Source organism: Pseudomonas sp. KUIN-1, assembly GCF_009176725.1.
GTDB classification, from domain to species: domain Bacteria; phylum Pseudomonadota; class Gammaproteobacteria; order Pseudomonadales; family Pseudomonadaceae; genus Aquipseudomonas; species Aquipseudomonas fragariae.
Genome location: NZ_AP020337.1, coordinates 2409108 through 2431057, shown reverse-complemented (window position 1 = coordinate 2431057; position 21950 = coordinate 2409108). Strand labels below are relative to the sequence as shown.

Here is a 21950-nt window from a genome sequence, read left to right as displayed (position 1 = left end):
CGGTCTTGCTGACGCGCGGTAATTTCGGCTGCGCCCATCGTCGGAACGATCTCTTCTCGCGCCCGTCGATTCTTCATCTAACCTCAAGCGCACCTCGCTGCAGCGAGCCTGTACAGGCTGGGCCGCAGATTTTTTTCCGCCTATAACTGAGGTTTTGCCGAGCTCGTTCGTCTTAGTAATTGAGAGTGTTTAAAAAGCCTGAAAAGGAGTTTGCGGATGTTCAATCGCCAAGGAATCACGACTCGCACCCTGCTGCGGCAAACCGCAGTGGCTGCGCAGGCACAGTCGCCCGCTCTGGAGACCGAGCGGCCCGGAAACGAGCACATCCGGATGCTCCTGAAAAGCTTCGGCCTGCGCACCAGCCTGGTCAGGCTCAAGGTGCTCGACGCGCTAATGGTCTCGAGTGAAGAAGGCCACCCTCTGGGAGTGCGCGGCGTACACAGCCAGTTGCTCAGGCTCGATGTGCCGCTATCGTTTCTGAGCGTGCGCGAGGTGCTCAAGCGTCTGTGCGACGAGGGCGTGATCGACCTCAACGACGACAAGACCTACAGCCTGCACCCCCGCGCCCGGGAATGGCTGGGAGAAATCGGCAAGAACAGCGCCCGGTAAACCCCGCCTCATCGCCGCACCGGTCACCAGCGCTTAGCGCTTGACCTTGCGACGCATGATGCCGTTGAGGATCACCACCAGCACCGCCACGCTGATTGCAATGTACTGAAAGGTCTTTTCGGTGATGGCACCGCTGTTTTGCAGATGCGACAAGCCCAGCATGATCGCCAGAACGCCGAGGGCGATCAGAATCGAGTAAATCAAACGCTGCTTGTTGGTCATAACGGTTTCCTGAATGCTCATGAGCAGGCAACTGACGCTGCCTGTTTGCGGGCATATCTTACGCCGATGCGCGACAGATGGCATCGTCACGCGCCTTGTCCCCCCCTCACGCGCGCCCTTTCCTGCAGGTTCTATCAACGACGTTGATTATCGTCATGCTGCGATGCGCGTTGCCGTGTAAAACTCCCATGCTTTAATACCGCCCCTGCTTCAACAGTGTGTTCAATTATTACCAAGGAGTTTTACATGCCCCATGAAGGCAGCCTGCTGCAGGTCGCAGTGGTATTCCTGCTCGCCGCCGTGCTGACTGTGCCGCTGGCCAAGCGGTTGAAGCTGGGCGCGGTGATCGGCTATTTGTTCGCCGGCGTGGTCATCGGCCCTTCGGTATTGGGCCTGATCGGTGATACCGAGAGCGTCAGCCATATTTCCGAACTTGGCGTGGTACTGCTGCTGTTCATCATTGGCCTGGAGCTTTCGCCCAAACGTTTATGGGTCATGCGCAAATCCGTGTTTGGCGTAGGCATGGCGCAGGTACTGCTGACCGGCCTGATCATCGGCGGGGTCGCCTTCGCTGCCTTCGGCCAGTCGCTGAACACCGCGGCCATTCTGGGCCTGGGCCTTGCCCTGTCGTCCACGGCCTTCGGCCTGCAGAGCCTGGCGGAACGCAAACAGCTGAACAGCCCGCACGGCAGGATGGCGTTCGCGATTCTGCTGTTTCAGGACATTGCGGCGATCCCGCTGATTGCCATGGTGCCGTTTCTGGCCGGGGCTGACCACGCGATGGACACCGGCGAAAGCATCAACCACGGTCTGCGCGTGCTGGGCAGCATTGCCATTGTGGTGATTGGCGGGCGCTATTTGCTGCGCCCGGTGTTCCGGATCGTCGCCAAGACCAAAATCCAGGAAGTTTCGACCGCCACGGCCTTGCTGGTGGTGATAGGCACAGCGTGGCTGATGGAACTGGTGGGAGTGTCCATGGCGCTGGGCGCGTTTCTTGCTGGCCTGTTGCTGGCCGACTCCGAATACCGTCACGAACTGGAAGCACAGATCGAACCGTTCAAAGGGTTATTGCTGGGGCTGTTCTTCATCAGTGTCGGCATGGGCGCCAACGTTGGCCTGTTGCTCAGCTCGCCGCTGATCGTGCTGGGCCTGACGCTATTGCTGATCGCAATCAAGCTGCCGATGCTGTTCCTGATCGGTCGCACCCTTGGCGAACTCAACAACCGCAGCGCGCTGCAGCTGGGTCTGGTACTGGCCGCAGGCGGCGAGTTTGCCTTTGTGGTGTTCAAGATCGGCAGCGCTCAGGGGCTGTTCGAGGCCGGGCTATACGACATGCTGGTGTTGACCATCACCTTGTCGATGGCGGTCACGCCGTTGCTGTTCATTGCTCTGGCGCGCTGGATCAAACCCAAGGTCAAGCCTGTCGAGGTGCCGGAGGAATACCGCGATATCCAGACCGACAAACCACGCGTCGTCATTGCCGGCATGGGCCGTATGGGACAGATTGTCGCGCGTATCCTGCGCGCGCAGAAGATTCCTTTCATCGCCCTGGATACCGCCGTCGAGTCCATCGAGTTCTCCCGTAGCTTTGGCAATGTACCGGTCTTCTATGGCGACCCGTTGCGCCCGGAAATACTGCGTGCCGCCAAAGTCGATGAGGCCGAATACTTCGTCATCGCGACCGATGATCCTGACACCAACATCAAGACTGCCGAGCTGATCCGCAAGCTGTATCCGCACATGAAGATCATTGCCCGCGCACGTAACCGCCAGCATGTTCATCGGTTGATGGACCTGGGCGCTCACGCGGTTCGCGAAACGTTCTATTCAAGCCTGGAAATGAGTCGCCAGACCCTCATGGGCCTGGGCCTCAGCGAAACACAGGCCGACGCACGCATCAGTCGCTTCAAACGTCACGACGAACAGGTGCTGGCCGCTCAGCATGAGGTGTATGACGACGACGCCAAGGTCCTGCAGACCGCCCGCGAAGCCAGGGCCGACCTCGCGCAACTGTTCGAGGCAGACCGTCTGGACGAAGAAGCCGCGAAAAGCTGACCTGCTCATGCGCCGCAGGCTGGTCTGCGGCGCAACTCAGGCGTAGGGGCTGTCCCAGTAACGCGCGTACATGCCGAGCTTCTTCTTCACGCCGCGGGGCAAGCGTTTTTCCTGCCGGCTCAGCTTGTAGGCCAGTAGCTTCAGCGCATTACGCACGAACGACACAGGCCACCAGAGGATTCGCCGGGGACCGAGGAATTTCAGCTCGGACTTGACGTAACGCATGCCCTCGCCACCAATGCCGCCAAAGGTTTCGTAGATCCACGCTTCGCGGGCCTGGAACACACCGATATCAAAGTAACGACGAAACTCTTCGCGCAGGCTGTAATTGTGGGAGTGACGGCAGACCGCCGAGCCTTCGTAAGCCGCTTTCCAGCCATCGATGAGCATTTTCGCGGTGACGTACATGTCTTCTGAAAGAATCACATGCCGCGGGAAACCGCCAATGGCCCGCAACGCTTCGCCCCGATAGGCCGCAAACGAGTTGGACATGAATGGCGTCTTGATGCCCAGCGTCCCGGCATCGGCCAGCGTTTTGATCTGCGAGGTCGGCGGGTAATTGAACAACCGTGCATGCTGGGCCAGCAGGTTGGCATCCTTGTGCGGCAGCTGTCGCCCGCACACAGCACCGACCTTCGGGTCGGCGAAGGGCAACAGAATGTTGGCAATGGCATTGATGTCTTCAACGTACGCATCCTGGGTCATGAAGACATACACGTCATAGTCGGGATGCAGATCGACCATCATCTGCCGGGTGCCGCCGTGGTTGAAATCCTTGCTGTCGATGCGCAGCACATTGGCACATCGCGCTTGCGCCAGCTCCAGCGTGCCATCCGAGGAACTGGAGTCCACGATCAGCGTATCGAAGCTGGCAGTCTGCGCAGCCAGTGAATCCAGGAGACGTTCCAGATCCTTGCGTCCGTTGTAGGTCGGGATCACACAAGCCACTCTCAATGGCGCCATAACAATACTCCAGGGCGAAGTCCGGTTGCCCACTGTGTCAGCGTTGTTGAGAGTAGCTCATGCGTACCCGCCCCACCATTCGAATGCACTCAGCCGAGCACTTCACTCAACGGAATGAAGTTGACCCAGTCGCCTTCGGCCACGGTCGAGCCTTCGCGGACTTCAATCAGACCATCGGCCCATGCAGCGCTGCGCAATACGCCCGAACTCTGATTGCGATAAGCCACGGCCCGGCCCTGCTCCAGACGGCCGCGCAGGTACTCGCGGCGATTGCCAGGACGCGTCCAGACAAACCCGGCAGGCACCGGAAACTGCAAGGGGGCGACGTCGATCACGCCCTGGCGACGCAGCAGGTAAGCCCTGGCCAGCAAGGCGAAGGTGACCAGCGTAGAGGCCGGATTGCCAGGCAGACCGATCACCGGCACACCCCGGAAATGCCCGAAGGTCAGCGGCTTGCCAGGCTTGATCGCCAGCTTCCAGAGGGTCAGTTCGCCCTCTTCACGCAATGCGTGGCCGAGGAAATCCGCTTCGCCCACGGACACTCCGCCCGTGGAGAGAATCAGATCAACGCCCTGCAGATTCGCCAGTGCAGCGCGAGTCTTGTCCAGATCATCAGGCAGGATGCCTGCATCCACGACCTCGCATTCCAGTCGCTTCAACCAGCTGCACAGCAACACCCGGTTGCTGTTGTAGATCTGCCCCGGCCCCAATGGCTGACCGGGCTCAATCAACTCGTCGCCCGTGGACAGCACCGCGACCCGCACGCGACGAATGACCTCCAGCTCGGCGAGGCCCAGCGAGGCCGCCAGACCCAGTTCGATCGGACCCAGCCGCGTGCCGGCGGCCAGCACGGTATCGCCGACCCGGGTTTCCTGGCCTTGCGGACGAATATTCTGCCCGGCGCCCAGCGGCTCGTTGAAGCGCACACGCTGATCCGCCTGCACCTCGGCGTTTTCCTGCATCTCGACGCAGTCAGCGCCTTCAGGCATCGGCGCGCCGGTGAAGATACGCGCACAGGTGCCAGGGGCCAGCGGCTCGGGGGCCTGACCGGCGAAGATGCGCTGACTGACGCTCAACGGCTCGCCGCGCCAGTCCGCCACGCGCAAGGCATAACCGTCCATGGCGCTGTTCGGCCAGGGCGGCAGATCCAGTGTGGAGACCAGATCCACTGCCAGTACCCGGCCTTCGGCATCGACCAGCGAGACGCATTGGCGCTCGGTGATCGGCGTGGCTTCGGCCATCTTCAGCAGCCGTGCAATGGCGTCTTCAACAGGCAGCAGGGTTTTCGGCTCGTGACTCATGAGCACTCAACCACGGGTCGCACAGGGCTCGGCCTGCTTGAGGTGAGGCACAAAGTTGCAAGGCCGGAAGCGCGAATCCAGTTGCTGGGCAAGGATGCCGTCCCATGCCGTGCGCACCGCATTGGTGGAGCCCGGCAGGCAGCACACCAGCGTGCCGTTGGACAGGCCGGCCAGCGCGCGGGACTGAATGGTCGAGGTGCCGATATCCGGCACCGATATCTGCCGGAACAGCTCACCGAAACCATCGACCTGCTTGTCCAGCAGGCAGGCCACGGCTTCAGGCGTGCTGTCACGGCCGGTGAAGCCGGTGCCACCGGTGATCAGCACCACCTGCACCTGATCGTCGGCAATCCAGGTCGCTACCTGAGCGCGGATCTTGTACAGGTCATCCTTGAGCAGCACGCGCTCGATCAGGCCGTGGCCTGCGTCGGTCAGGCGGTCGACGAACATCTGGCCCGAGGTATCGGTTTCTCGGGTGCGGGTATCGCTGACGGTCAGTACGGCGATATTAAGGGGTACGAAAGGTGTGTCAGCCTTGGCTTTCATGGCCTCATCCAGTTGTTAAGAAAACAGGCGGGTGTTATATCACAGCCCTCCTTTTGACTGCCCGACGAGTGTTCGATGAATGTTCCTGCCCCACTGCCGCCCTGCTCTATTCTGCTGCTGGCCGGAGGCCGCGGGCAGCGCATGGGCGGGCGTGACAAGGGCCTGATCGAATGGCAAGGCGCCGCGCTGATCGAACATCTGCACCGGCTGACCCGGCCACTGACCGACGATCTGATCATTTCCTGCAATCGCAATATCGATCGCTATGCGCGTTACGCCGATCGACTGGTGCAGGACGACGATACCGATTTCAACGGGCCTCTGGCCGGAATACGTGCCGCGCTGCCTCTGGCGCGACATCGATGGTTGCTGATCCTGCCCTGCGACGTACCTTTGGTCGATGCAGCGTTGCTGCGCGCATTGCGTGAAAAAGCCTCTGAATACCCGGAGCGACCGATAATGGTGCGTGAAGGTCAGCACTGGCAGCCGCTTTTAGGTATGATCCCTGTCGCTCACGCCGCAACGCTGGAAGCCGCATGGCAGGCCGGCGAGCGCAGCCCGAGACGGGCTCTGGAGCCGCTGCAGCCGGTCGCCCTGCAACTGGAAGCCGGCGATCCACGCCTGGCCAACCTGAACACTCCCTGTCTGTTGACCGGGATCAGTGAAAACCGCAACAAGTGACTGGTCATTGAAGTTGCTGCGGGTGTATACGGAACTTGCTGACGGTGTATCCGTCTGAGAGTTCAGCAAATCAAGAATCCATCTGGAGACACAGTAATGAAACAACGGACCCTTCCCGCTGCCTTCCTGCTTGCACTGAGCATTGCCTCCCTCGCCGGCTGCGCATCGCCCACTGTGATCACCTTGAATGATGGTCGTGAAATCCAGGCTGTCGACACGCCGAAGTACGATGAAGACTCGGGCTTCTACGAGTTCAAGCAACTTGACGGCAAGCAGACCCGCATCAACAAGGATCAGGTACGTACCGTCAAGGATCTGTGATCCGGGCGTCGCGTTACTGATTTGAAAAAACCCGCCGAGTGCGGGTTTTTTTTGCCTGTCATTTCACTGTCCTGTACTACCAGTCGAGCGTCAACAGGCTCTCGAAGTGGCGCTGCTCGCCACTGAGCGGATCGACGAAGCGCAAGCTGCTGGCCAGCAGCTTCAAAGGATTTTGATAGTCGTCCACCGGGTCTTTCACCACGTCCGGGTAAAACGGGTCGTTGCAGATGGCAGCACCCAGTGCAGCCATGTGTACACGCAACTGATGCTTTTTGCCGGTCACCGGGTAAAGCCCGTAACGCCACAATTTATCCTGCCGTTCGAGCACCTCGATCTGCGTGCGGGTGTTGCTCGCGCCGATACCTTCCTGCATGCGAAAGAACGGTTCGCCCTCGACCAGACGGCTCTCGTGCAGACGCGGAAACGCCAGCCCCGGCAGCGCTGGCGCAATGGCTTGGTAAAACTTGTCGATGCGCCGGGTGGGAAACAAGCCCTGATAAGCCGAGCGCGTCTGCCGGTTGGCGGAAAACAGCACCAGCCCTGCGGTGTGCCGGTCGATGCGGTGCAGCGGCACCAGATCCGGATTGTCCAGGCGATGGATCAAGCGGCGCAGCAAGGTTTGTTCGACGTACTCGCCTGCGGGTGTCACCGGGAGGAAGTGCGGCTTGTCAGCCACCACCAGATGCTCGTCGGCGTAGAGGATCGTTTCAACCACGGGGATCGGCGTTTCGTTGGCAACCTCACGAAAGTAGTGAACCCGCAGCCCCTCCCGGTACGCCAGATCAGGCGCGATGGCCTTGCCGTTTTCGTCCAGCACCCGGCCGCGAGCAAAACGATCCAGCCATTGTTCACGACTGATGGCCGGAAATTTCGCGCACAGGCAATCGAGCACCGTGGCCCACGAGCCGGGTGGCAGATACAACGTACTGGCTTGCTGCTGTGCGGCGCTGAAGACGGACTCGGACATGCGGGGACTCGAACTCGTGTAAGCCTGGAGCGGCTGGCCGTGGATTATCACTGATTAGTGCGATCACCGCACAACATCGCTGCGTGGTAATCGACTCCTGCCTGCGGCACTATTAACCATCTGGTACATTCTGTTTAACACCTGCCGCCAACCGGGCAGTGACACAAAAACAAGAGACGTATTTTTATGACTCATGCTGAAAAACCCTCCATCCTCGCCGGCCTGATCGGCTCGGGCATCCAGGCCTCGCGGACACCTGCCATGCACGAGCATGAAGGCGATGCACAAGGCATGCGCTATCTGTATCGGCTGATCGATATCGACGCCCTGCAACTGGACATCCATGCCCTGCCCCAACTGCTGGAAGGTGCCAGGCAGTGCGGCTTCACCGGCCTGAATATCACCTTCCCCTGCAAGCAGGCGGTCATCTCGTTACTGGACGAGCTGTCCGACGAAGCGCGCGGTATCGGCGCGGTGAATACGGTGGTGTTCAAGGACGGCAAGCGCATCGGTCACAACACCGACTGCCTGGGCTTTGCCGAAGGCTTTCAGCGCGGCCTGGACAAGGCCCCACGCCAACAGGTAGTGCAGATGGGTGCAGGTGGCGCGGGCGCTGCCGTGGCTCATGCGCTGCTGAGCGCAGGCGTCGAGCGCCTCAGCGTGTTCGAGGTCGAGCCGCAACGCGCCCAGGGGCTGGTGGACAACCTCAACCAGCACTTCGGTGCCGGACGCGCGCAGGTGGGTACCGACCTGCCTGCGGCGATGGCCGAAGCCGACGGACTGGTCAATACCACGCCGGTCGGCATGACCAAACTGCCGGGTACGCCGTTGCCGGTCGAGTTGCTGCGGCCTGAACTGTGGGTGGCGGAAATCATTTACTTTCCGCTGGAAACCGAACTGCTCAGGCATGCCCGCGCACTGGGCTGCCGCACCCTGGATGGCAGCACCATGGCGGTGTTTCAGGCGGTCAAGGCCTTCGAACTGTTCAGTGGCCAGTCCGCCGATGCAGAGCGGATGATGGCGCACTTCCACACGTTGTAAACATCAGCGCTTGAGATAACGCAACACAGCGTCGCAGATCATTGCCTTGTGACGCTGTTTGACCTCCTCGCTCCACAGCTCGATCTGAAAGATTTCGCTGAAGGTATGGCGGTTGGAGATCCGGTAAAAGCAGAACGAGCTGATCATCAGGTGCAGGTCAACCGGATGAACGCCGTCACGAAACAGGCCGCTGGCTTCACCACGACGCAGGATGCCGTCGAGCGCCCTGATGATGTTCTGGCTCTTGGCCTGAATCGACTCGGACTGTTTGACGTTCTCGCCGTTATGGATGTTTTCGATGCACACGATGCGCACGAAATCGACATTGCTGTCGTGGTGATCGAAGGTGAACTCGACCACGCGATGAATCGCTTCCACAGGCTCGAGTTCGGACAGATTGAGCTGGCTCTCGGTGTTGCGAATCGCGCCGTAGAGTTTTTCCAGCACTTCGACGTACAGCTGCTCCTTGCTGCCGAAGTAGTAATAGATCATCCGTTTCGAGGTCTTGGTGCGCTCGGCAATGGCATCGACACGCGCACCCGACAGGCCATGGGCGACAAACTCGGCAACGGCGGCCTGCAGAATGTCTTCGCGGGTCTTTTCCGGATTGTTCTTGCGCCCTTTCGACGCAACGGCAACGGAGTCGTCAGTTGTTTTCATTGTTGGCTCATGACCACGAGTGATGCGCGGAGTATGAAGCCGACCGGCAACCGAGGGAAGCCGCGAGGGCGTCGAACCCTCGTAGCGGCCCTGCAATCGGATTCGCCTTACAGACGCGCCTGACGTGCTGCCACATTGCGCGCCTTGGCCATCGCAGCCAGACGCACCGGGACGTTGGCAGCGCCATACCCTGCGTAACCGTTCTTGCGCTGCAGGATTTCGAAAAAGAAGCGCCCGTCGAACGCATCGGTGTAGACGTGGAACAGCTCGCCACCCTGCGCATCGCGGTCATAGAGCACGTTGTAATACGCCAGTTCGCTGAGAAACTCCTCGTCGAAATCGAAGCGTGCCGCCAGGTCATCGTAGTAATTGAGCGGGATGTCCAGCAACGGCACGCCCGATTCCTTGGCGCGGCTTACCTCGGCAAAGATGTCTTCGCAGGAAAATGCGATGTGGTGCACACCCGAGCCGCGATAGCTCGACAGCGCATGGGAAATGGCCGTGTTGCGATTTTCGGAAATATTCAACGGCAAGCGCACGGTGCTGCAACGGCTGCGCAGCGCCCGGCTCTTGACCAGGCCGTAGGGGTCGGGCAAAACCACTTCGTCGTCAGCCTCGAAATCCAGAATGCTTTTGTAGAACAAAACCCAGCTGTCCAGACTGTCGGCCGGCAGCGCCATGGCCATGTGGTCGATACGCTGCAACCCGCCCTTGGCGACGGCTTGCGGATCGACGACAAAATCGCTGTCGTAAATCGATTCTCCCGGTGCGGCGTTATCCACCAGATAGATCAGGCTGCCGTCGGGCGCGCGGACCGACGGAATCTCCCGTTCGTTGGGACCGACCAGGCCACGATAGGGCTGGCCCTTGAAAGCACGCGCGCGTTCCAGCGACTGATGACCGTCGTCGACGCGCAAGGCGGTGGCGCACAACGAAGGGCCGTGCGCCTCGAAAAAACTGTGGGCGAAGGAATAGGGTTCGGCATTGAGCACAATCCTGATATCGCCCTGCCCCAGCAGACTGACCGCCTTGGAGCGATGCTGACCCAGCTTGGCAAAGCCCAGCCGTTGCAGCCAGCCCGACAGGCGAGCGCCGTGGCTCTCGTCAACGGCAAACTCGAGGAACTCGACGCCATTGTAGGTACTGGCCGCAGGCGGATTGAAGAGGATTTCGGGAACCGCGGCCGGCTCGTCACGCGCCATCAGCTGGCGGGTTTTCTCTTCCAGATAAAGCAGCGAACGCAGACCGTCCGCGGCATTGGCGCGTGTCGGCGCTGCACGGAAGCCATCGTTGAACACTTCCAGCGACAAAGGCCCGGTATAGCCACTGCGCAGGATCGGCGCGAGGAAGCCGGCCAGATCGAATTCACCCTGACCCGGGAAGCAGCGGAAATGGCGGCTCCACTCCAGTACATCCATCGCCAGAAGCGGCGCGTCGGCCATCTGCACGAAGAAGATCTTGTCGCCCGGGATCTGCGCGATGGCGCTCGGATCGCCCTTCAGCGACAGGGTATGAAAACTGTCGAGCAACACGCCTAGTGCCGGGTGGTCGACCTGGCGCACCAGGTTCCAGACCTGTTGCCAGGTGTTCACGTGCTTGCCCCAGGCCAGCGCTTCATAACCGACGCGCAGGTGACGGGCACCCGCGCGCTCGGCGAGCAGGCCCAGGTCATCGAGCAGAATGTTTTCGTCGCCCACCGAATCGGCAGACGCATTGCTGCAGACCAGCACCAGATCGGTGCCCAGCTCCTGCATCAGATCGAATTTGCGTTCGGCACGGTCGATATTGCGCTGCAGACGATCACGGCGGCAGCCTTCGAAATCGCGGAACGGCTGGAACAGGGTGATGGCGATGCCCAGGTCGGCACACATTTGCCTGATGTTGCGTGGGCTGCCGTCGTAATACAACAAGTCGTTTTCGAAAATCTCGACGCCGTCAAAGCCGGCTGCGGCGATGGCTTCGAGCTTTTCGGGCAGAGTACCGCTCAAGGATACGGTAGCAATTGAACGCTGCATGCTTTTCAGCTCCTGGATGAACGCGACCTGCTTGGATCGCGACTGGACAGCACCGCATTCCTGGCCTTTCCCGGCCTTATTCAGAGGTGCGAGTAAAGTATTTGCCTGTGAAAATACTACAGCAACATAAAGTGTACGAACCGGTTAGTTTTACGTTCGATTATCGAACAAAAGCCGTTTTACTCAATTGACGCTGTATCTCGCAATGCTCAACATCAGCATCACATTGCAGGATAGACCCGCAGCCAAACATTTTGATCTTCGCTTCATCAGCAGCAAACCCATAACAATTCAAAAAACAGGAACATTGCTCATGTGCACCCTTCTCGCTTTGCTCGCCCGATCGCCCGTCCGTCTTATCAGACGACATGTTCGACGAACCCACCCGGCCAAAAGCCCGGTCTGGGTCCGCGTCGCCTGAAACATTCCAACACACTTACGCGGCTCAACCTGTAAATTGTCGGCCCGACGGATCGTTTCGAGGACAGCCTGAGTCTAGAGGCCAGTCGAATCGCGGTTCTACGACTTCACTTTACCTGCACAACGCCTGCATCGAGTGGACTTCTCAGTCCGACTGTTGCCAGCAGCACAGTCCTGGAACGGATGGTTAGAACATCATGCTTAACACCCAGACCAACCCTGTCGCCCAGGCCGCCCGTGCCGGGATGGGCGAAAAGATCCGCGGCGCACTCGCCGTCGGCAAGACTCGCTGGGGCATGCTCGCCCTGGTGTTCTTCGCCACTACGCTGAACTACATCGACCGTGCCGCGCTCGGCGTCATGCAGCCCATCCTTGCCAAGGAAATGAGCTGGACGGCGATGGACTACGCCAACATCAACTTCTGGTTTCAGGTGGGTTACGCGGTCGGCTTTGTGCTGCAGGGCCGCTTCATCGACAAGGTCGGCGTGAAGCGTGCATTCTTCCTCGCGGTGCTGCTGTGGAGCCTGGCGACCGGTGCTCACGGCCTGGCCACTTCCGCCGTGGGCTTCATGGTCTGCCGCTTCATTCTGGGCCTGACCGAAGCCGCCAATTACCCGGCCTGTGTGAAGACCACGCGGCTGTGGTTCCCTGCCGGTGAGCGCGCGGTGGCCACCGGTATCTTCAACGCCGGCACCAACGTTGGTGCCATGCTGACCCCGGCCCTGCTGCCGGTGATCCTCACGGTCTGGGGCTGGCAGGCCGCCTTCGTGGCGATGGGTTCGCTGGGGCTGCTCTGGGCTATCACCTGGCGCCTGAAGTACTACAACCCCGAAGAACATCCGACCGTCAGCAAGACCGAGCTGGATTACATCAATCAGGAAGTCGAACCGGCTCCGGTCAAGGTGCCATTCACCGGCATTCTGAAGATGCGTGGCACATGGGCGTTCGCGCTGGCGTATGCGATCACTGCTCCGGTGTTCTGGTTTTACCTGTACTGGCTGCCGCCGTTCCTCAATCAGCAATACAACCTGGGGATCAGCGTGACGCAGATGGGTGTTCCGCTGATTCTGATCTGGCTGACGGCCGATTTCGGCAGTGTCGGTGGCGGTATCCTGTCGTCCTGGCTGATTGGTCGTGGCATGCGTGCGACGACTGCGCGGCTGTTGTCGATGCTGATCTTTGCCATCACGATCTGCAGCGTGGTGTTCGCCGCCAATGCCAGCGGGCTGTGGGTAGCGGTACTGGCCATTTCGCTTGCCGTGGGTGCGCATCAGGCCTGGACGGCGAATATCTGGAGCCTGGTGATGGACTACACCCCCAAGCACATGATGAGTACCGTGTTCGGCTTCGGCGGCATGTGTGCAGCCATCGGCGGTATGTTCATGACGCAGATCGTGGGTGCGGTGCTGACCGCCACCAATAACAACTACAACGTGTTGTTCACGATGATCCCGGCGATGTATTTCATTGCCCTGATCTGGATGTACTTCATGGCCCCTCGCAAGGTTCCGACGCTCAGCGAGTAATCGTCTGACGCAGCCCGAAAACCCAGAATGGCTATCGTCCCCACGCTCCGCGTGGGGATGCAGTTCGTGACGCTCTGCGTCACACAGCGGGTTTTCTCTGTCAGGTGGATTGGCGTTCGGCTCAGGTCACCTTTAACTCTCGTTCCTCACGCTCCGCGTGGGAATGCAGTTCGTGACGCTCCGCGTCACACGGCGGGTTTTCTTTGTCAGGTGGATTGGGGTTCGACTCAGGTCACCTTTTCGCCCCTCGGCGACCTACTTTGATGGGGCCAAAGTAGGCAAAGCCCGCAGCTCCGTTTCCGGCCCGACTTCGTCGGGTTCCTTCGCCCTGTCACTGATCCGGGGGTCGCCGCAACGGGCCATCCATGGCCCGATACGGCTAGCCTGGCGTCCTGCCAGGCTACCCCCGGATCAGCGCCAGGACTCAGCCGTCACTAACGTCGCACTCTGCGTCGTCAGTGCCACCGTGATCGAAAAGCACGTATGGCGGCCTCTTGCAGGCGCAGCATGACATTGTGCTGCGCCGAAGACCTGTGACGCAGGGCGTCAGCGTCACACATTACCCACCCTTACGTCGCTGTTGCCACGCTGCTGCCAGACCGCTGAGGCAGATGATGGCGATGCCGGCCTGCGCGGTCGGGGACGGGGTGTGGTCGAAGACCAGGTAGCCCAGCAGTCCGGCAAACACGATCTGGCAATAACTGAACGGCGCAAGCATGGCCGGGGCGGCGAAGCGGAAGGCCTGGGTCAGCAGCAAATGCGCCGACATGCCACACGCGCCGAGCGCCAGCAGAAACGGCAGGTGCTTGAGCGCTGGCACTTCCCAGAAGAACGGCACCAGCGCACTCATCAACAGGGTATTGAACAGCCCGGCGAAAAAGTTGCTGGTGGTCGGGCTGTCGAACGGGCTGACCAGCCGCGTCAGGAGTTGATACAGCGCAAAACACAAGGCTGACGACAGCGGCAGCAGAATTGCCGGGGTAAACAGCTCGCCGCCCGGATGAATGATGATCATCACCCCGACAAACCCTACCACCACCGCAATCCACTGGCCGCGCGTTACACGCTCGTGCAGCAGCGGCACCGATAACGCGGTGACCAGCAACGGCGCAAGAAAGTTGACCGCGGTCGCCTCTGCCTGCGGGATGAACATCAGGCTGCTGGTAAACAGCAGACTGGTGCCCAGCAGCGCCAGTGCGCGCAAGACCTGCAGGCCGGGCCTTTTGGTGCGCAACACTCGCAACCCCGCTGAAGGCATGAAAATGCAGGCCATCAACAGCGTGTGCACCAGATAGCGCGCCCAAACCACCAGAATGATCGGATAGAAGCCGGACAGGTACTTGGACAGGGTGTCGTGACTGGCAAACAGGAAGGTCGCCAGAAGAATGAAGCCTATACCTTTGAGAGGTTGATTGACGCCGGACGACGGCGTGCTGGCAGTGCTCATTACGCTTCCTTGTTCAAGTTTCAGCAGCCCGACACCGTGGCCGAACACGCTCTCTACCCATAGTTACCCGTGAGCATCGCACACACGTTTGCGGCTTCTCGCAGAAAATGTTCGAACCGGTTCATTAACGTTCGATAATCGCCCAAAACAACTGTTTCACAATTGCACGCCGCGTTCCGGCATTTCACTATCGCAGCCAGCTAAACGACTCAATAACTACAAAAAAGGTCTGTTCCATGCGCGTGAATTCTCCCTGCAAACTCCTTTGCGGTCTGTCGGCGGCCGTCGCTGCAAGTCTGGCGCCCATCAGCGGCCACAGCGCCGGATTTGTCGAAGACGCCAAGGTCAATCTGAACCTACGCAACTTCTACATCAACCGCAACTTCGTCGACCCGGCCAACGCGCAGAACTACGCCGAGGAGTGGACGCAAAACTTCATTCTCGACGCCCGCTCCGGCTTCACCCAGGGCACCGTCGGCTTCGGTGTCGACGCGCTTGGCCTCTACTCGCTCAAGCTCGACGGCGGCAAGGGTACCGGCGGTACGCAATTGCTGCCCATCCATGGCGATGGACGCCCGGCCGACGACTTCGGCCGACTGGCGGTGGCCGGCAAGGCGCGCTTCTCGAAGACCGAATTGAAGGTCGGCGAGTGGATGCCAGTGCTGCCGATCCTGCGCTCGGATGACGGCCGCTCGCTGCCGCAAACCTTTCAGGGCGGGCAGATCACCTCCAAGGAGATCGACGGCCTGACCCTCTACGGTGGCCAGTTCCGTGGCAACAGCCCGCGCAACGACGCCAGCATGGAAGACATGTCCCTGAATGGCCGCACCGCGTTCACTTCCGACCGCTTCAACTTTGGCGGCGGCGAATACGTGTTCAACCAAAATCGCACCCAGGTCGGCGTGTGGTACGCCGAGCTTGAAGACATCTACCACCAGCAATATTTCAACCTGCTGCACAGCCAGCCGCTGGGCAGCTGGACGCTGGGGGCCAACCTTGGCTACTTCCAGGGCAAGGACGACGGTCAGTCGCTGGCCGGCGATCTGGACAACAAGACCTGGTCAGCGCTGCTTTCGGCACGGCACGGTGGCAACACCTTTTACCTGGGCCTGCAGAAAGTCAGCGGCGACAGCGCCTGGATGCGCGTCAACGGCACCAGCGGCGGAACCCTGGCCAACGACAGTTACAACTCCAGCTTCGACAACGCCAGGGAAAAATCCTGGCAGCTGCGCCACGACTATGACTTCGCAGCCCTGGGCGTACCCGGCCTGACCCTGATGAACCGCTACATCAGCGGCGACAACGTGCATACCGGGGCCATCACCGACGGCGAAGAGTGGGCACGGGAAACCGAGCTGGCTTATGTGTTCCAGAACGGCGCGTTCAAAAGCCTGTCGGTCAAATGGCGCAACTCCACCATGCGTCGCGACTACAGCACCAACCAGTTCGACGAAAACCGCCTGATCGTCAGCTACCCGTTGTCGCTGCTCTGACCCAGACAGGACGCCGCCGTGGCCAAGGGCGCTGCGGCGGCGTTCTCGATCAAAGCGCTCAATTGTCCTGCAATGACTCCACGCCCATTTCATCCCACACTGCTTCCGCCAGGTGGAACGTCGCATTGGCCGCCGGAATGCCGCAGTAGATCGCGCTCTGCATCAGCACTTCCTTGATTTCCTCACGGGTCACGCCGTTGTTTTTCGCGGCCTTGAGGTGCAGGCGCAACTCGCCTTCGCGATTCATGCCGATCAGCATCGCGATGGTGATCAGGCTGCGCGTATGGCGCGGCAATCCCGGACGCGTCCAGATATCACCCCAGGCGTGACGGGTGATCATCTCCTGGAACTCTTCATTGAACGGCGTCAGTTTGCTCAGGCTGTTATCGACATGCGCTTCGCCCAGCACCGCGCGGCGCACTTGCATGCCGGCTTCGTAACGTTCGTCTTCGGTCATCGGGAAATCCTTGTGTGTTCGGCCACGGCGCGCTCGACCCAATGGCGAGCCTGGCCAAGGTAATGGGCCGGATCGAGCAGACGATCCAGCTCGTCAGAAGAAAACTGCTCGCTGACCTGCGGGGTTTCGCCGAGCACCTGACGCAAATGCGCGCCCTGCTCCACCGCACGCCGGCAGCACTGTTCAACCAGATGGTGGGCTGCATCGCGCCCGATGCGCTGAGCCAGCGCAATGCTCACTGCCTCGGCAAGAACCAGGCCTTTGGTGGATTGCAGATTGACCGCCATGCGCTCGGCATCGACCTGCAGACCGGGTATCACCTGCAATGCCTGCTGCAGCGAACCGGAGACCAGACAGCACAGCTCCGGCAAGGTCTCCCACTCGGCATGCCACAGGCCCAGACTGCGTTCATGTTCCTGCGGCATGGCCGCCAGCATCGTGGCCACCAGCCCCGGTGCGCGGGTGGCGGTGCTGATCATGACCGCAGCGCCGACCGGGTTGCGTTTGTGCGGCATGGTCGAAGACCCGCCCTTGCCCGGTGCCGAAGGCTCGAAGACCTCGCCCACTTCGGTCTGCATCAGCAGGCTCACGTCGCGCCCGAGTTTGCCGAGACTGCCGGCGATCAGGCCCAGCAGGCTGGCAAACTCCACCAGTCGGTCGCGCTGGGTGTGCCAAGGCTGCTCGGGCAACGCCAGCTGCAGTTCACCGGCCAGCGCTTCGGCCACCGAAAAGGCCTGATCGCCCAGCGCCGCGAGGCTGCCGGAAGCGCCGCCGAACTGCAGGCACAGCAGGCGCGGTTTGATCTCGTTCAAACGCTGTCGATGGCGAGTGACCGCGCCCAGCCAGCCGGCGATTTTCATCCCCAGGGTGACCGGCGTGGCCTGCTGCAGCCAGGTGCGCCCGGCCAGCGGCGTGCCAGCATGACGCTGCGCCTGCTCAGCCATCGCATCGGCCAGTCGGGTAAGGTCATGCTCAAGCAGCACGATGGCTCGACGCAGTTGCAGGATCAGCCCGCTGTCCATCACATCCTGACTGGTCGCGCCCATGTGCACGTAGCGCTCGGCTTCAGCGCTGCGTGCGGCAATCTGTTTGCCCAGCGCCTTGACCAGCGGAATCGCCGAATTGCCGGCACTGCCGATGGCGATTGCCAGCGCGTCGAAATCGAACAGCCGTGCGTCGCAGCTCAGCTCGATGTCGGCGACCACTTCAGGCGGGATCAGGCCGACCCGTGCCTGCGCCCGCGCCAGCGCAGCTTCGAAATCGAGCATGCCCTGCACCCGACCTTCATCGGAAAAGATCTCGCGCATTTCGGGTTGCATGAAGTAGGCATCGAAAAGTTGATTGCTCGCTCTGTTCACATCACCACTCCAGATTGAAAGGTTTCAGGTAGCGTCCGAATGACTGACCCAGCCCTTGATCAGCACCGCAATCGCGGCCAGCGCCGCCGGAATCACCAGCGCGGTCAGCACCTGCTCGAACGTCCAGCCCAGGCCCAGCAGCGTGGCACCGGCCCAGGCGCCGAGAATGGCGCCGAAACGGCCGATCCCGAGCATCCACGACACCCCCGTGGCACGCCCCTGGGTGGGGTAAAAACGCGCTGCCAGTGACGGCATCGCCGACTGCGCGCCGTTGATGCACATACCGGCCAGCAGCACCAGTGTCGCCAACAGCGCGACGTTACCCAGACTCTGCCCGACCAGCCAGGCGAACACGCCCGCCAGCGCATAGGCACAACCAATGACCTTGTGCGGGTTGTAACGATCCATCGCCCAGCCCACGCCCACAGCGCTCAACACGCCGCCGAACTGAAACAGCGCGCCGATGAAAGCCGACTGTTCCATGCTCGCGCCGCTGTCGCGCATCAGCGTCGGCAGCCAGCTGGTCAGCAGGTAGACGATGACCAGGCCCATGAAATACGTCAGCCACAGCAACAGCGTGCCGGCGCTGTAGGTGCCGGAAAAAATCACTTTCAGCACGTTGCGGCTGCTGACCGTTTTCTGTTCGGGAACGCTGAAGTCAGTGATGCCGGCCAGTGCCTTCGGCGCGATCGGTGCCAGTACCTTGCGGATCCGCTCCGCACCGCGATTGCGAACCACCAGAAACCGCGCCGACTCCGGCAGCCAGACCATCAGCACCAACCCCAGCAGGAGGGGCAGGATACCGCCCAGCATCAGCAGGCTGTGCCAGCCCATGCTGGGGATCAGCTTGGCCGACACAAAACCGCCGCAGGCCATGCCCAGATTGAAACCGCAGAACATGCTCGTCACCAGCAACGACTTGAGCCGTTCGGGGGTGTATTCCGACAGCAACGTGGTGGCGTTGGGCATCGCTGCGCCAAGCCCGAGCCCGGTCAACAGGCGCAGGACCAGCAATTGATCGATGTTGCTGCTATAGGCTGATGCCAGGCTGAATAGACCGAACAGCAGCACCGCGACCACCAGCACCACCTTGCGTCCGAAGCGGTCCGCCAGTGGGCCGGAACCCAGCGCGCCGAACACCATGCCGATCAGCGCAGCGCTCATCACCGGCCCCAGACTGGCCCGATCAATCCCCCAATCCTGGCTGAGCGCGGGGGCAATGAAGCCCATTGCAGCAGTATCGAGGCCGTCGAGAAACACGATCAGAAAACACAGCGCAACCACTCGCCACTGGTACCCGGATAGCGGTTGCGCATTGATGAAGGCCTGAACGTCGAGCGTACTCGGCGCGGGGCTGCCGGCGGAAAGCGTCATGGAGGTGTCCTTTTATTTTTATAGGGTCGCCTGCCGATGCAGGCGCCTTGAATCGCACGCACATTGATTTCGCAATCGACAAGCGATTCAGAAATCGAAAAACACTGTCTCGCCTTCACCCTGTACACGGATATCAAAACGATAGGCCGTCTGCCCCTCGTACGTGCAGCGGCGCGCCACCAGGGTTTCGCGACGCGGGGGCTGCTCGATCAGATTGAGCACCGGGTCCTGCGCATTCGCCTGGGCTTCGTCGTCGAAATACAACCGCGTCTGCAGATGAATATTGATGCCACGCGCAAACAGCGAAACATTGATGTGCGCCGCCATCGGCACACCCGCCGCATTGCGCGCAGAGCCTGGCTTGATGGTCTTCAGGATCCACTGGCCATCGTCCGCGGTTGCCGTGCGACCAAAGCCGTTGAACGGCCTGTCCGGGTGGAATTCGCTGTGATACGCGCCCTGATGATCCGCCTGCCAGAATTCCAGGTAGGCATCGCGGATCAAATGGCCGTTGCCGTCGAAGACTTTGCCCAGCAACACGATGTGCTCGCCGGGCGCCTCGGGCCTGGCCATCTCGTTCCAGATTTCCAGCTCGCGGGTCGGGTTGCCGGCCACCTGCGGTGCAAGACCGATGTGGACGTAGGGGCCGGCGGTTTGCGAAGGGGTTTCCTGCAGCAATTGAACGGGCATGTCGGGCCTCCTCAGCAGTTTTCGAAGTGAGTCTTGCGCTGGCCGCGCAACACGATATCAAAGCGATACGCCAGGCAATCCATTGGATTGCCCATGCCCAGGTCGAGCCTGGCAATCAGACTCTGCACGGCGTCCGGGTTGGCGATGGCCTTGACGATCGGGCAGATCGGAATCAGCGGATCGCCTTCGAAATACAACTGGGTGATCAGCCGTGTGGCAATCGACGGCCCGCTGATCGACACATGAATGTGTGCCGGGCGCCAGTCATTGGGACCGTTGCGCCATGGGTAAGGCCCTGGCTTGACGGTACGGAAGCTGTAATTGCCTTCGCTGTCGGTCAACGCACGTCCGACGCCGCCGAAATTGGGATCGATGGGCGCCAGATAGGCATCGCGCTTGTGGCGATAACGCCCGCCGGCGTTGGCCTGCCAGATCTCCACCAGGGTATGCGGGATCGGCTTTCCATACTGATCGCAGACCCGCCCGGCCAGCAGAATACGCTCACCGATGGGCAGCCCACCGTTGTTGAAATTGAGCAGCAGGTCGTTATCGTGCTGGCCGAATTTCAAATGCGAGAAATCCGGGCCGGTGGTTTCGGAAATGGACTGCGGGATACTGACCAGCGCCTGGCGCGGCGAGCGCAGGATCGAGGTCTTGTAATCAGGTGTGAGCGCTTTTGGATGCCAGTTTCGGTCACGAATGACGAAGCGGCTGTTGTCCGCGGCAGACATGGCGTTCTCCTCTTTTTTCTTTTTTATGGGGCGCGCAGGCGTCGATCACATGCGCTACAGGCTGCGGCGAAGTGTCGCGCGATCCATGCTTATGGAGAACTGAAATAAACCCCATGATCCATAACCATTTGGTTATGGATGCTAGCCGTTGCGACAGGCCTCTCCAAGACTGCGCAGCTCGTCCACACACCACTGCGCTGCGCGCGTGAGTGGCAAGGCCGGGTTGCTGCACAAACCGACCGAGCCGCCCGGCTCACGAATACCCATGTCCAGTTCAACCAGCGTGCCACCTTTCAACTCCAGCGACACGGCATCCAGTGGCGCGATCCACACCGCATCGCTGCATTGCACATAGCGCCGACTGAGGGTAAGCGAGAGGGTTTCCAGGCGTTGCCGCGGCATGCGGATGCCGCACTGCACGAACAGACTATCGGCAAACTTGCGGATGGTCGTGCCTGCCAGCGGCAGCACCAGCGGGAATTGCTCCAGGCTTTCGGGCTTGAGCGGCGCAGCCAGCAGCGGGTGATCGCTGCGCACCACCAGTGTCATCGACTCGTTGTACAGGTGCTCGAACGTCAGGCCCTGAATCTGCGGGCTGTCAGTCATGCGCCCGACCACCAGATCCAGCTCCCCTACCCTCAATTGCGACAGCAGATAGGCACTGGGCCCGGTCATCACGCTGACGATCAGCGCCGGGTGCCGCTGGTGCAGGCGATGAACGACCTCAGGCACCAGCAGGCTTTCGGCCGTCGACAGTACGCCCAGCCGTGCAGTAACGGTGTCATGTTCACCGGATCTCAGGCTGCTGACACCCTCGCGCAGGGCCTGAACGCTCGGCCCGGCAAAGCGCATGAACGCCACACCCGCTTCGGTAAGTGCCGCACCGCTCTTGCTGCGCACGAACAACGTGGTGTCGAGCAGGGTTTCCAGCTCTTTGAGACTTTTCGACAACGCAGGCTGACTGATCGCCAGAACGTCGGAGGCACGCGCCAGACTGCCCTGCCGGGCCACTTCGAGAAAGCAGACCAGATGGCGAAATTTGATGCGTGTATCGATATTCACTGCGCGTCGTG

21 protein-coding genes are annotated in these 21950 nt (G+C 60.8%); 7 read left to right on the top strand and 14 right to left on the bottom strand.

All coding sequences use genetic code 11. The features are described 5' to 3' along the window. Positions 1-216: 216 nt before the first annotated feature. Entirely contained in the window at positions 217-609 is a 393-nt protein-coding gene (locus KUIN1_RS11225) for a Fe2+/Zn2+ uptake regulation protein (protein ID WP_032653918.1), read from the top strand. 33 nt (positions 610-642) lie between these two features. Here the strand turns inward: KUIN1_RS11225 and KUIN1_RS11220 are convergent, their stop codons facing one another. Then, positions 643-831 carry a hypothetical protein gene (locus KUIN1_RS11220; protein ID WP_003393013.1) on the bottom strand — a complete coding sequence of 63 codons (189 nt, stop codon included), beginning with the start codon at positions 829-831 and terminating at the stop codon, positions 643-645. A 246-nt stretch (positions 832-1077) separates the two neighbouring features. Here KUIN1_RS11220 and KUIN1_RS11215 point away from each other — a divergent pair, with 246 nt between their 5' ends. Further along, on the top strand, positions 1078-2886 hold the full coding sequence (locus tag KUIN1_RS11215; protein WP_004408474.1) for a monovalent cation:proton antiporter-2 (CPA2) family protein: 1809 nt from the start codon (positions 1078-1080) through the stop codon (positions 2884-2886). A 36-nt stretch (positions 2887-2922) separates the two neighbouring features. Here the strand turns inward: KUIN1_RS11215 and KUIN1_RS11210 are convergent, their stop codons facing one another. The 3 genes from KUIN1_RS11210 to moaB all read right to left on the bottom strand — a co-directional run bounded on the left by KUIN1_RS11210 (position 2923) and on the right by moaB (position 5696). Next, positions 2923-3849: a glycosyltransferase gene (locus tag KUIN1_RS11210; RefSeq protein WP_011267456.1), complete on the bottom strand. Its 927-nt coding sequence runs from the start codon at positions 3847-3849 to the stop codon at positions 2923-2925. 89 nt (positions 3850-3938) lie between these two features. Then, positions 3939-5150 (bottom strand): molybdopterin molybdotransferase MoeA, encoded by a 1212-nt coding sequence (locus KUIN1_RS11205; protein WP_152091987.1) that lies wholly within the window; start codon positions 5148-5150, stop codon positions 3939-3941. 6 nt (positions 5151-5156) lie between these two features. Beyond that, positions 5157-5696, bottom strand: a complete 540-nt coding sequence (moaB, locus tag KUIN1_RS11200; RefSeq protein ID WP_002553131.1) for a molybdenum cofactor biosynthesis protein B — start codon at positions 5694-5696, stop codon at positions 5157-5159. A 75-nt stretch (positions 5697-5771) separates the two neighbouring features. Between moaB and mobA the strand changes: the two genes are divergently transcribed. Next, positions 5772-6377 (top strand): molybdenum cofactor guanylyltransferase MobA, encoded by a 606-nt coding sequence (gene mobA, locus KUIN1_RS11195; protein WP_011267454.1) that lies wholly within the window; start codon positions 5772-5774, stop codon positions 6375-6377. 96 nt (positions 6378-6473) lie between these two features. Then, the gene (locus KUIN1_RS11190; protein ID WP_003315600.1) at positions 6474-6698 is read left to right on the top strand and encodes a YgdI/YgdR family lipoprotein; all 225 of its coding nucleotides are present in this window, start codon (positions 6474-6476) and stop codon (positions 6696-6698) included. 76 nt (positions 6699-6774) lie between these two features. Here KUIN1_RS11190 and KUIN1_RS11185 read toward each other — a convergent pair whose 3' ends face one another. Then, positions 6775-7665, bottom strand: a complete 891-nt coding sequence (locus KUIN1_RS11185; protein ID WP_024639010.1) for a pseudouridine synthase — start codon at positions 7663-7665, stop codon at positions 6775-6777. 186 nt (positions 7666-7851) lie between these two features. On the opposite strand from KUIN1_RS11185, the gene KUIN1_RS11180 reads away from it, so the two are divergent. Then, positions 7852-8706, top strand: a complete 855-nt coding sequence (locus KUIN1_RS11180) for a shikimate dehydrogenase (protein ID WP_024652225.1) — start codon at positions 7852-7854, stop codon at positions 8704-8706. Positions 8707-8709: 3 nt separating this feature from the next. Here KUIN1_RS11180 and KUIN1_RS11175 read toward each other — a convergent pair whose 3' ends face one another. Together KUIN1_RS11175 and quiC are read right to left on the bottom strand one after the other, a co-directional pair. Continuing rightward, the gene (locus tag KUIN1_RS11175) at positions 8710-9366 is read right to left on the bottom strand and encodes a TetR/AcrR family transcriptional regulator (protein WP_003416207.1); all 657 of its coding nucleotides are present in this window, start codon (positions 9364-9366) and stop codon (positions 8710-8712) included. Between the two features lie 107 nt (positions 9367-9473). Then, entirely contained in the window at positions 9474-11381 is a 1908-nt protein-coding gene (quiC, locus tag KUIN1_RS11170) for a 3-dehydroshikimate dehydratase QuiC (protein ID WP_024652224.1), read from the bottom strand. A gap of 617 nt (positions 11382-11998) precedes the next feature. Between quiC and KUIN1_RS11165 the strand changes: the two genes are divergently transcribed. Continuing rightward, the gene (locus tag KUIN1_RS11165) at positions 11999-13327 is read left to right on the top strand and encodes an MFS transporter (RefSeq protein WP_011267450.1); all 1329 of its coding nucleotides are present in this window, start codon (positions 11999-12001) and stop codon (positions 13325-13327) included. Positions 13328-13886: 559 nt separating this feature from the next. Here the strand turns inward: KUIN1_RS11165 and KUIN1_RS11150 are convergent. Beyond that, the gene (locus KUIN1_RS11150; protein WP_011267449.1) at positions 13887-14774 is read right to left on the bottom strand and encodes a DMT family transporter; all 888 of its coding nucleotides are present in this window, start codon (positions 14772-14774) and stop codon (positions 13887-13889) included. Positions 14775-15010: 236 nt separating this feature from the next. Between KUIN1_RS11150 and KUIN1_RS11145 the strand changes: the two genes are divergently transcribed. After that, positions 15011-16267: an OprD family porin gene (locus KUIN1_RS11145; protein WP_011267448.1), complete on the top strand. Its 1257-nt coding sequence runs from the start codon at positions 15011-15013 to the stop codon at positions 16265-16267. 58 nt (positions 16268-16325) lie between these two features. On the opposite strand, the gene pcaC is transcribed toward KUIN1_RS11145, so the two are convergent. From pcaC to pcaQ, 6 genes are all read right to left on the bottom strand, one after another. Further along, positions 16326-16724: a 4-carboxymuconolactone decarboxylase gene (gene pcaC / locus KUIN1_RS11140; RefSeq protein WP_096126586.1), complete on the bottom strand. Its 399-nt coding sequence runs from the start codon at positions 16722-16724 to the stop codon at positions 16326-16328. Beyond that, positions 16721-18082, bottom strand: a complete 1362-nt coding sequence (locus tag KUIN1_RS11135) for a 3-carboxy-cis,cis-muconate cycloisomerase (RefSeq protein WP_103378227.1) — start codon at positions 18080-18082, stop codon at positions 16721-16723. Before KUIN1_RS11135 ends, pcaC begins: the two co-directional genes overlap by 4 nt. A 24-nt stretch (positions 18083-18106) precedes the next feature. Beyond that, a complete protein-coding gene (locus tag KUIN1_RS11130) occupies positions 18107-19456 on the bottom strand; it encodes an MFS transporter (protein WP_011267446.1) in 1350 nt (449 codons plus the stop codon). An 87-nt stretch (positions 19457-19543) separates the two neighbouring features. Then, complete coding sequence (pcaG, locus tag KUIN1_RS11125; RefSeq protein WP_116886887.1) at positions 19544-20146, bottom strand: protocatechuate 3,4-dioxygenase subunit alpha; 603 nt, start codon at positions 20144-20146, stop codon at positions 19544-19546. Positions 20147-20157: 11 nt separating this feature from the next. Next, positions 20158-20877, bottom strand: coding sequence for a protocatechuate 3,4-dioxygenase subunit beta (gene pcaH / locus KUIN1_RS11120; RefSeq protein ID WP_003366939.1), 720 nt, complete (start codon positions 20875-20877; stop codon positions 20158-20160). Positions 20878-21018: 141 nt separating this feature from the next. Further along, complete coding sequence (gene pcaQ / locus KUIN1_RS11115; protein ID WP_032653928.1) at positions 21019-21939, bottom strand: pca operon transcription factor PcaQ; 921 nt, start codon at positions 21937-21939, stop codon at positions 21019-21021. Between the last annotated feature and the right edge of the window lie 11 nt (positions 21940-21950).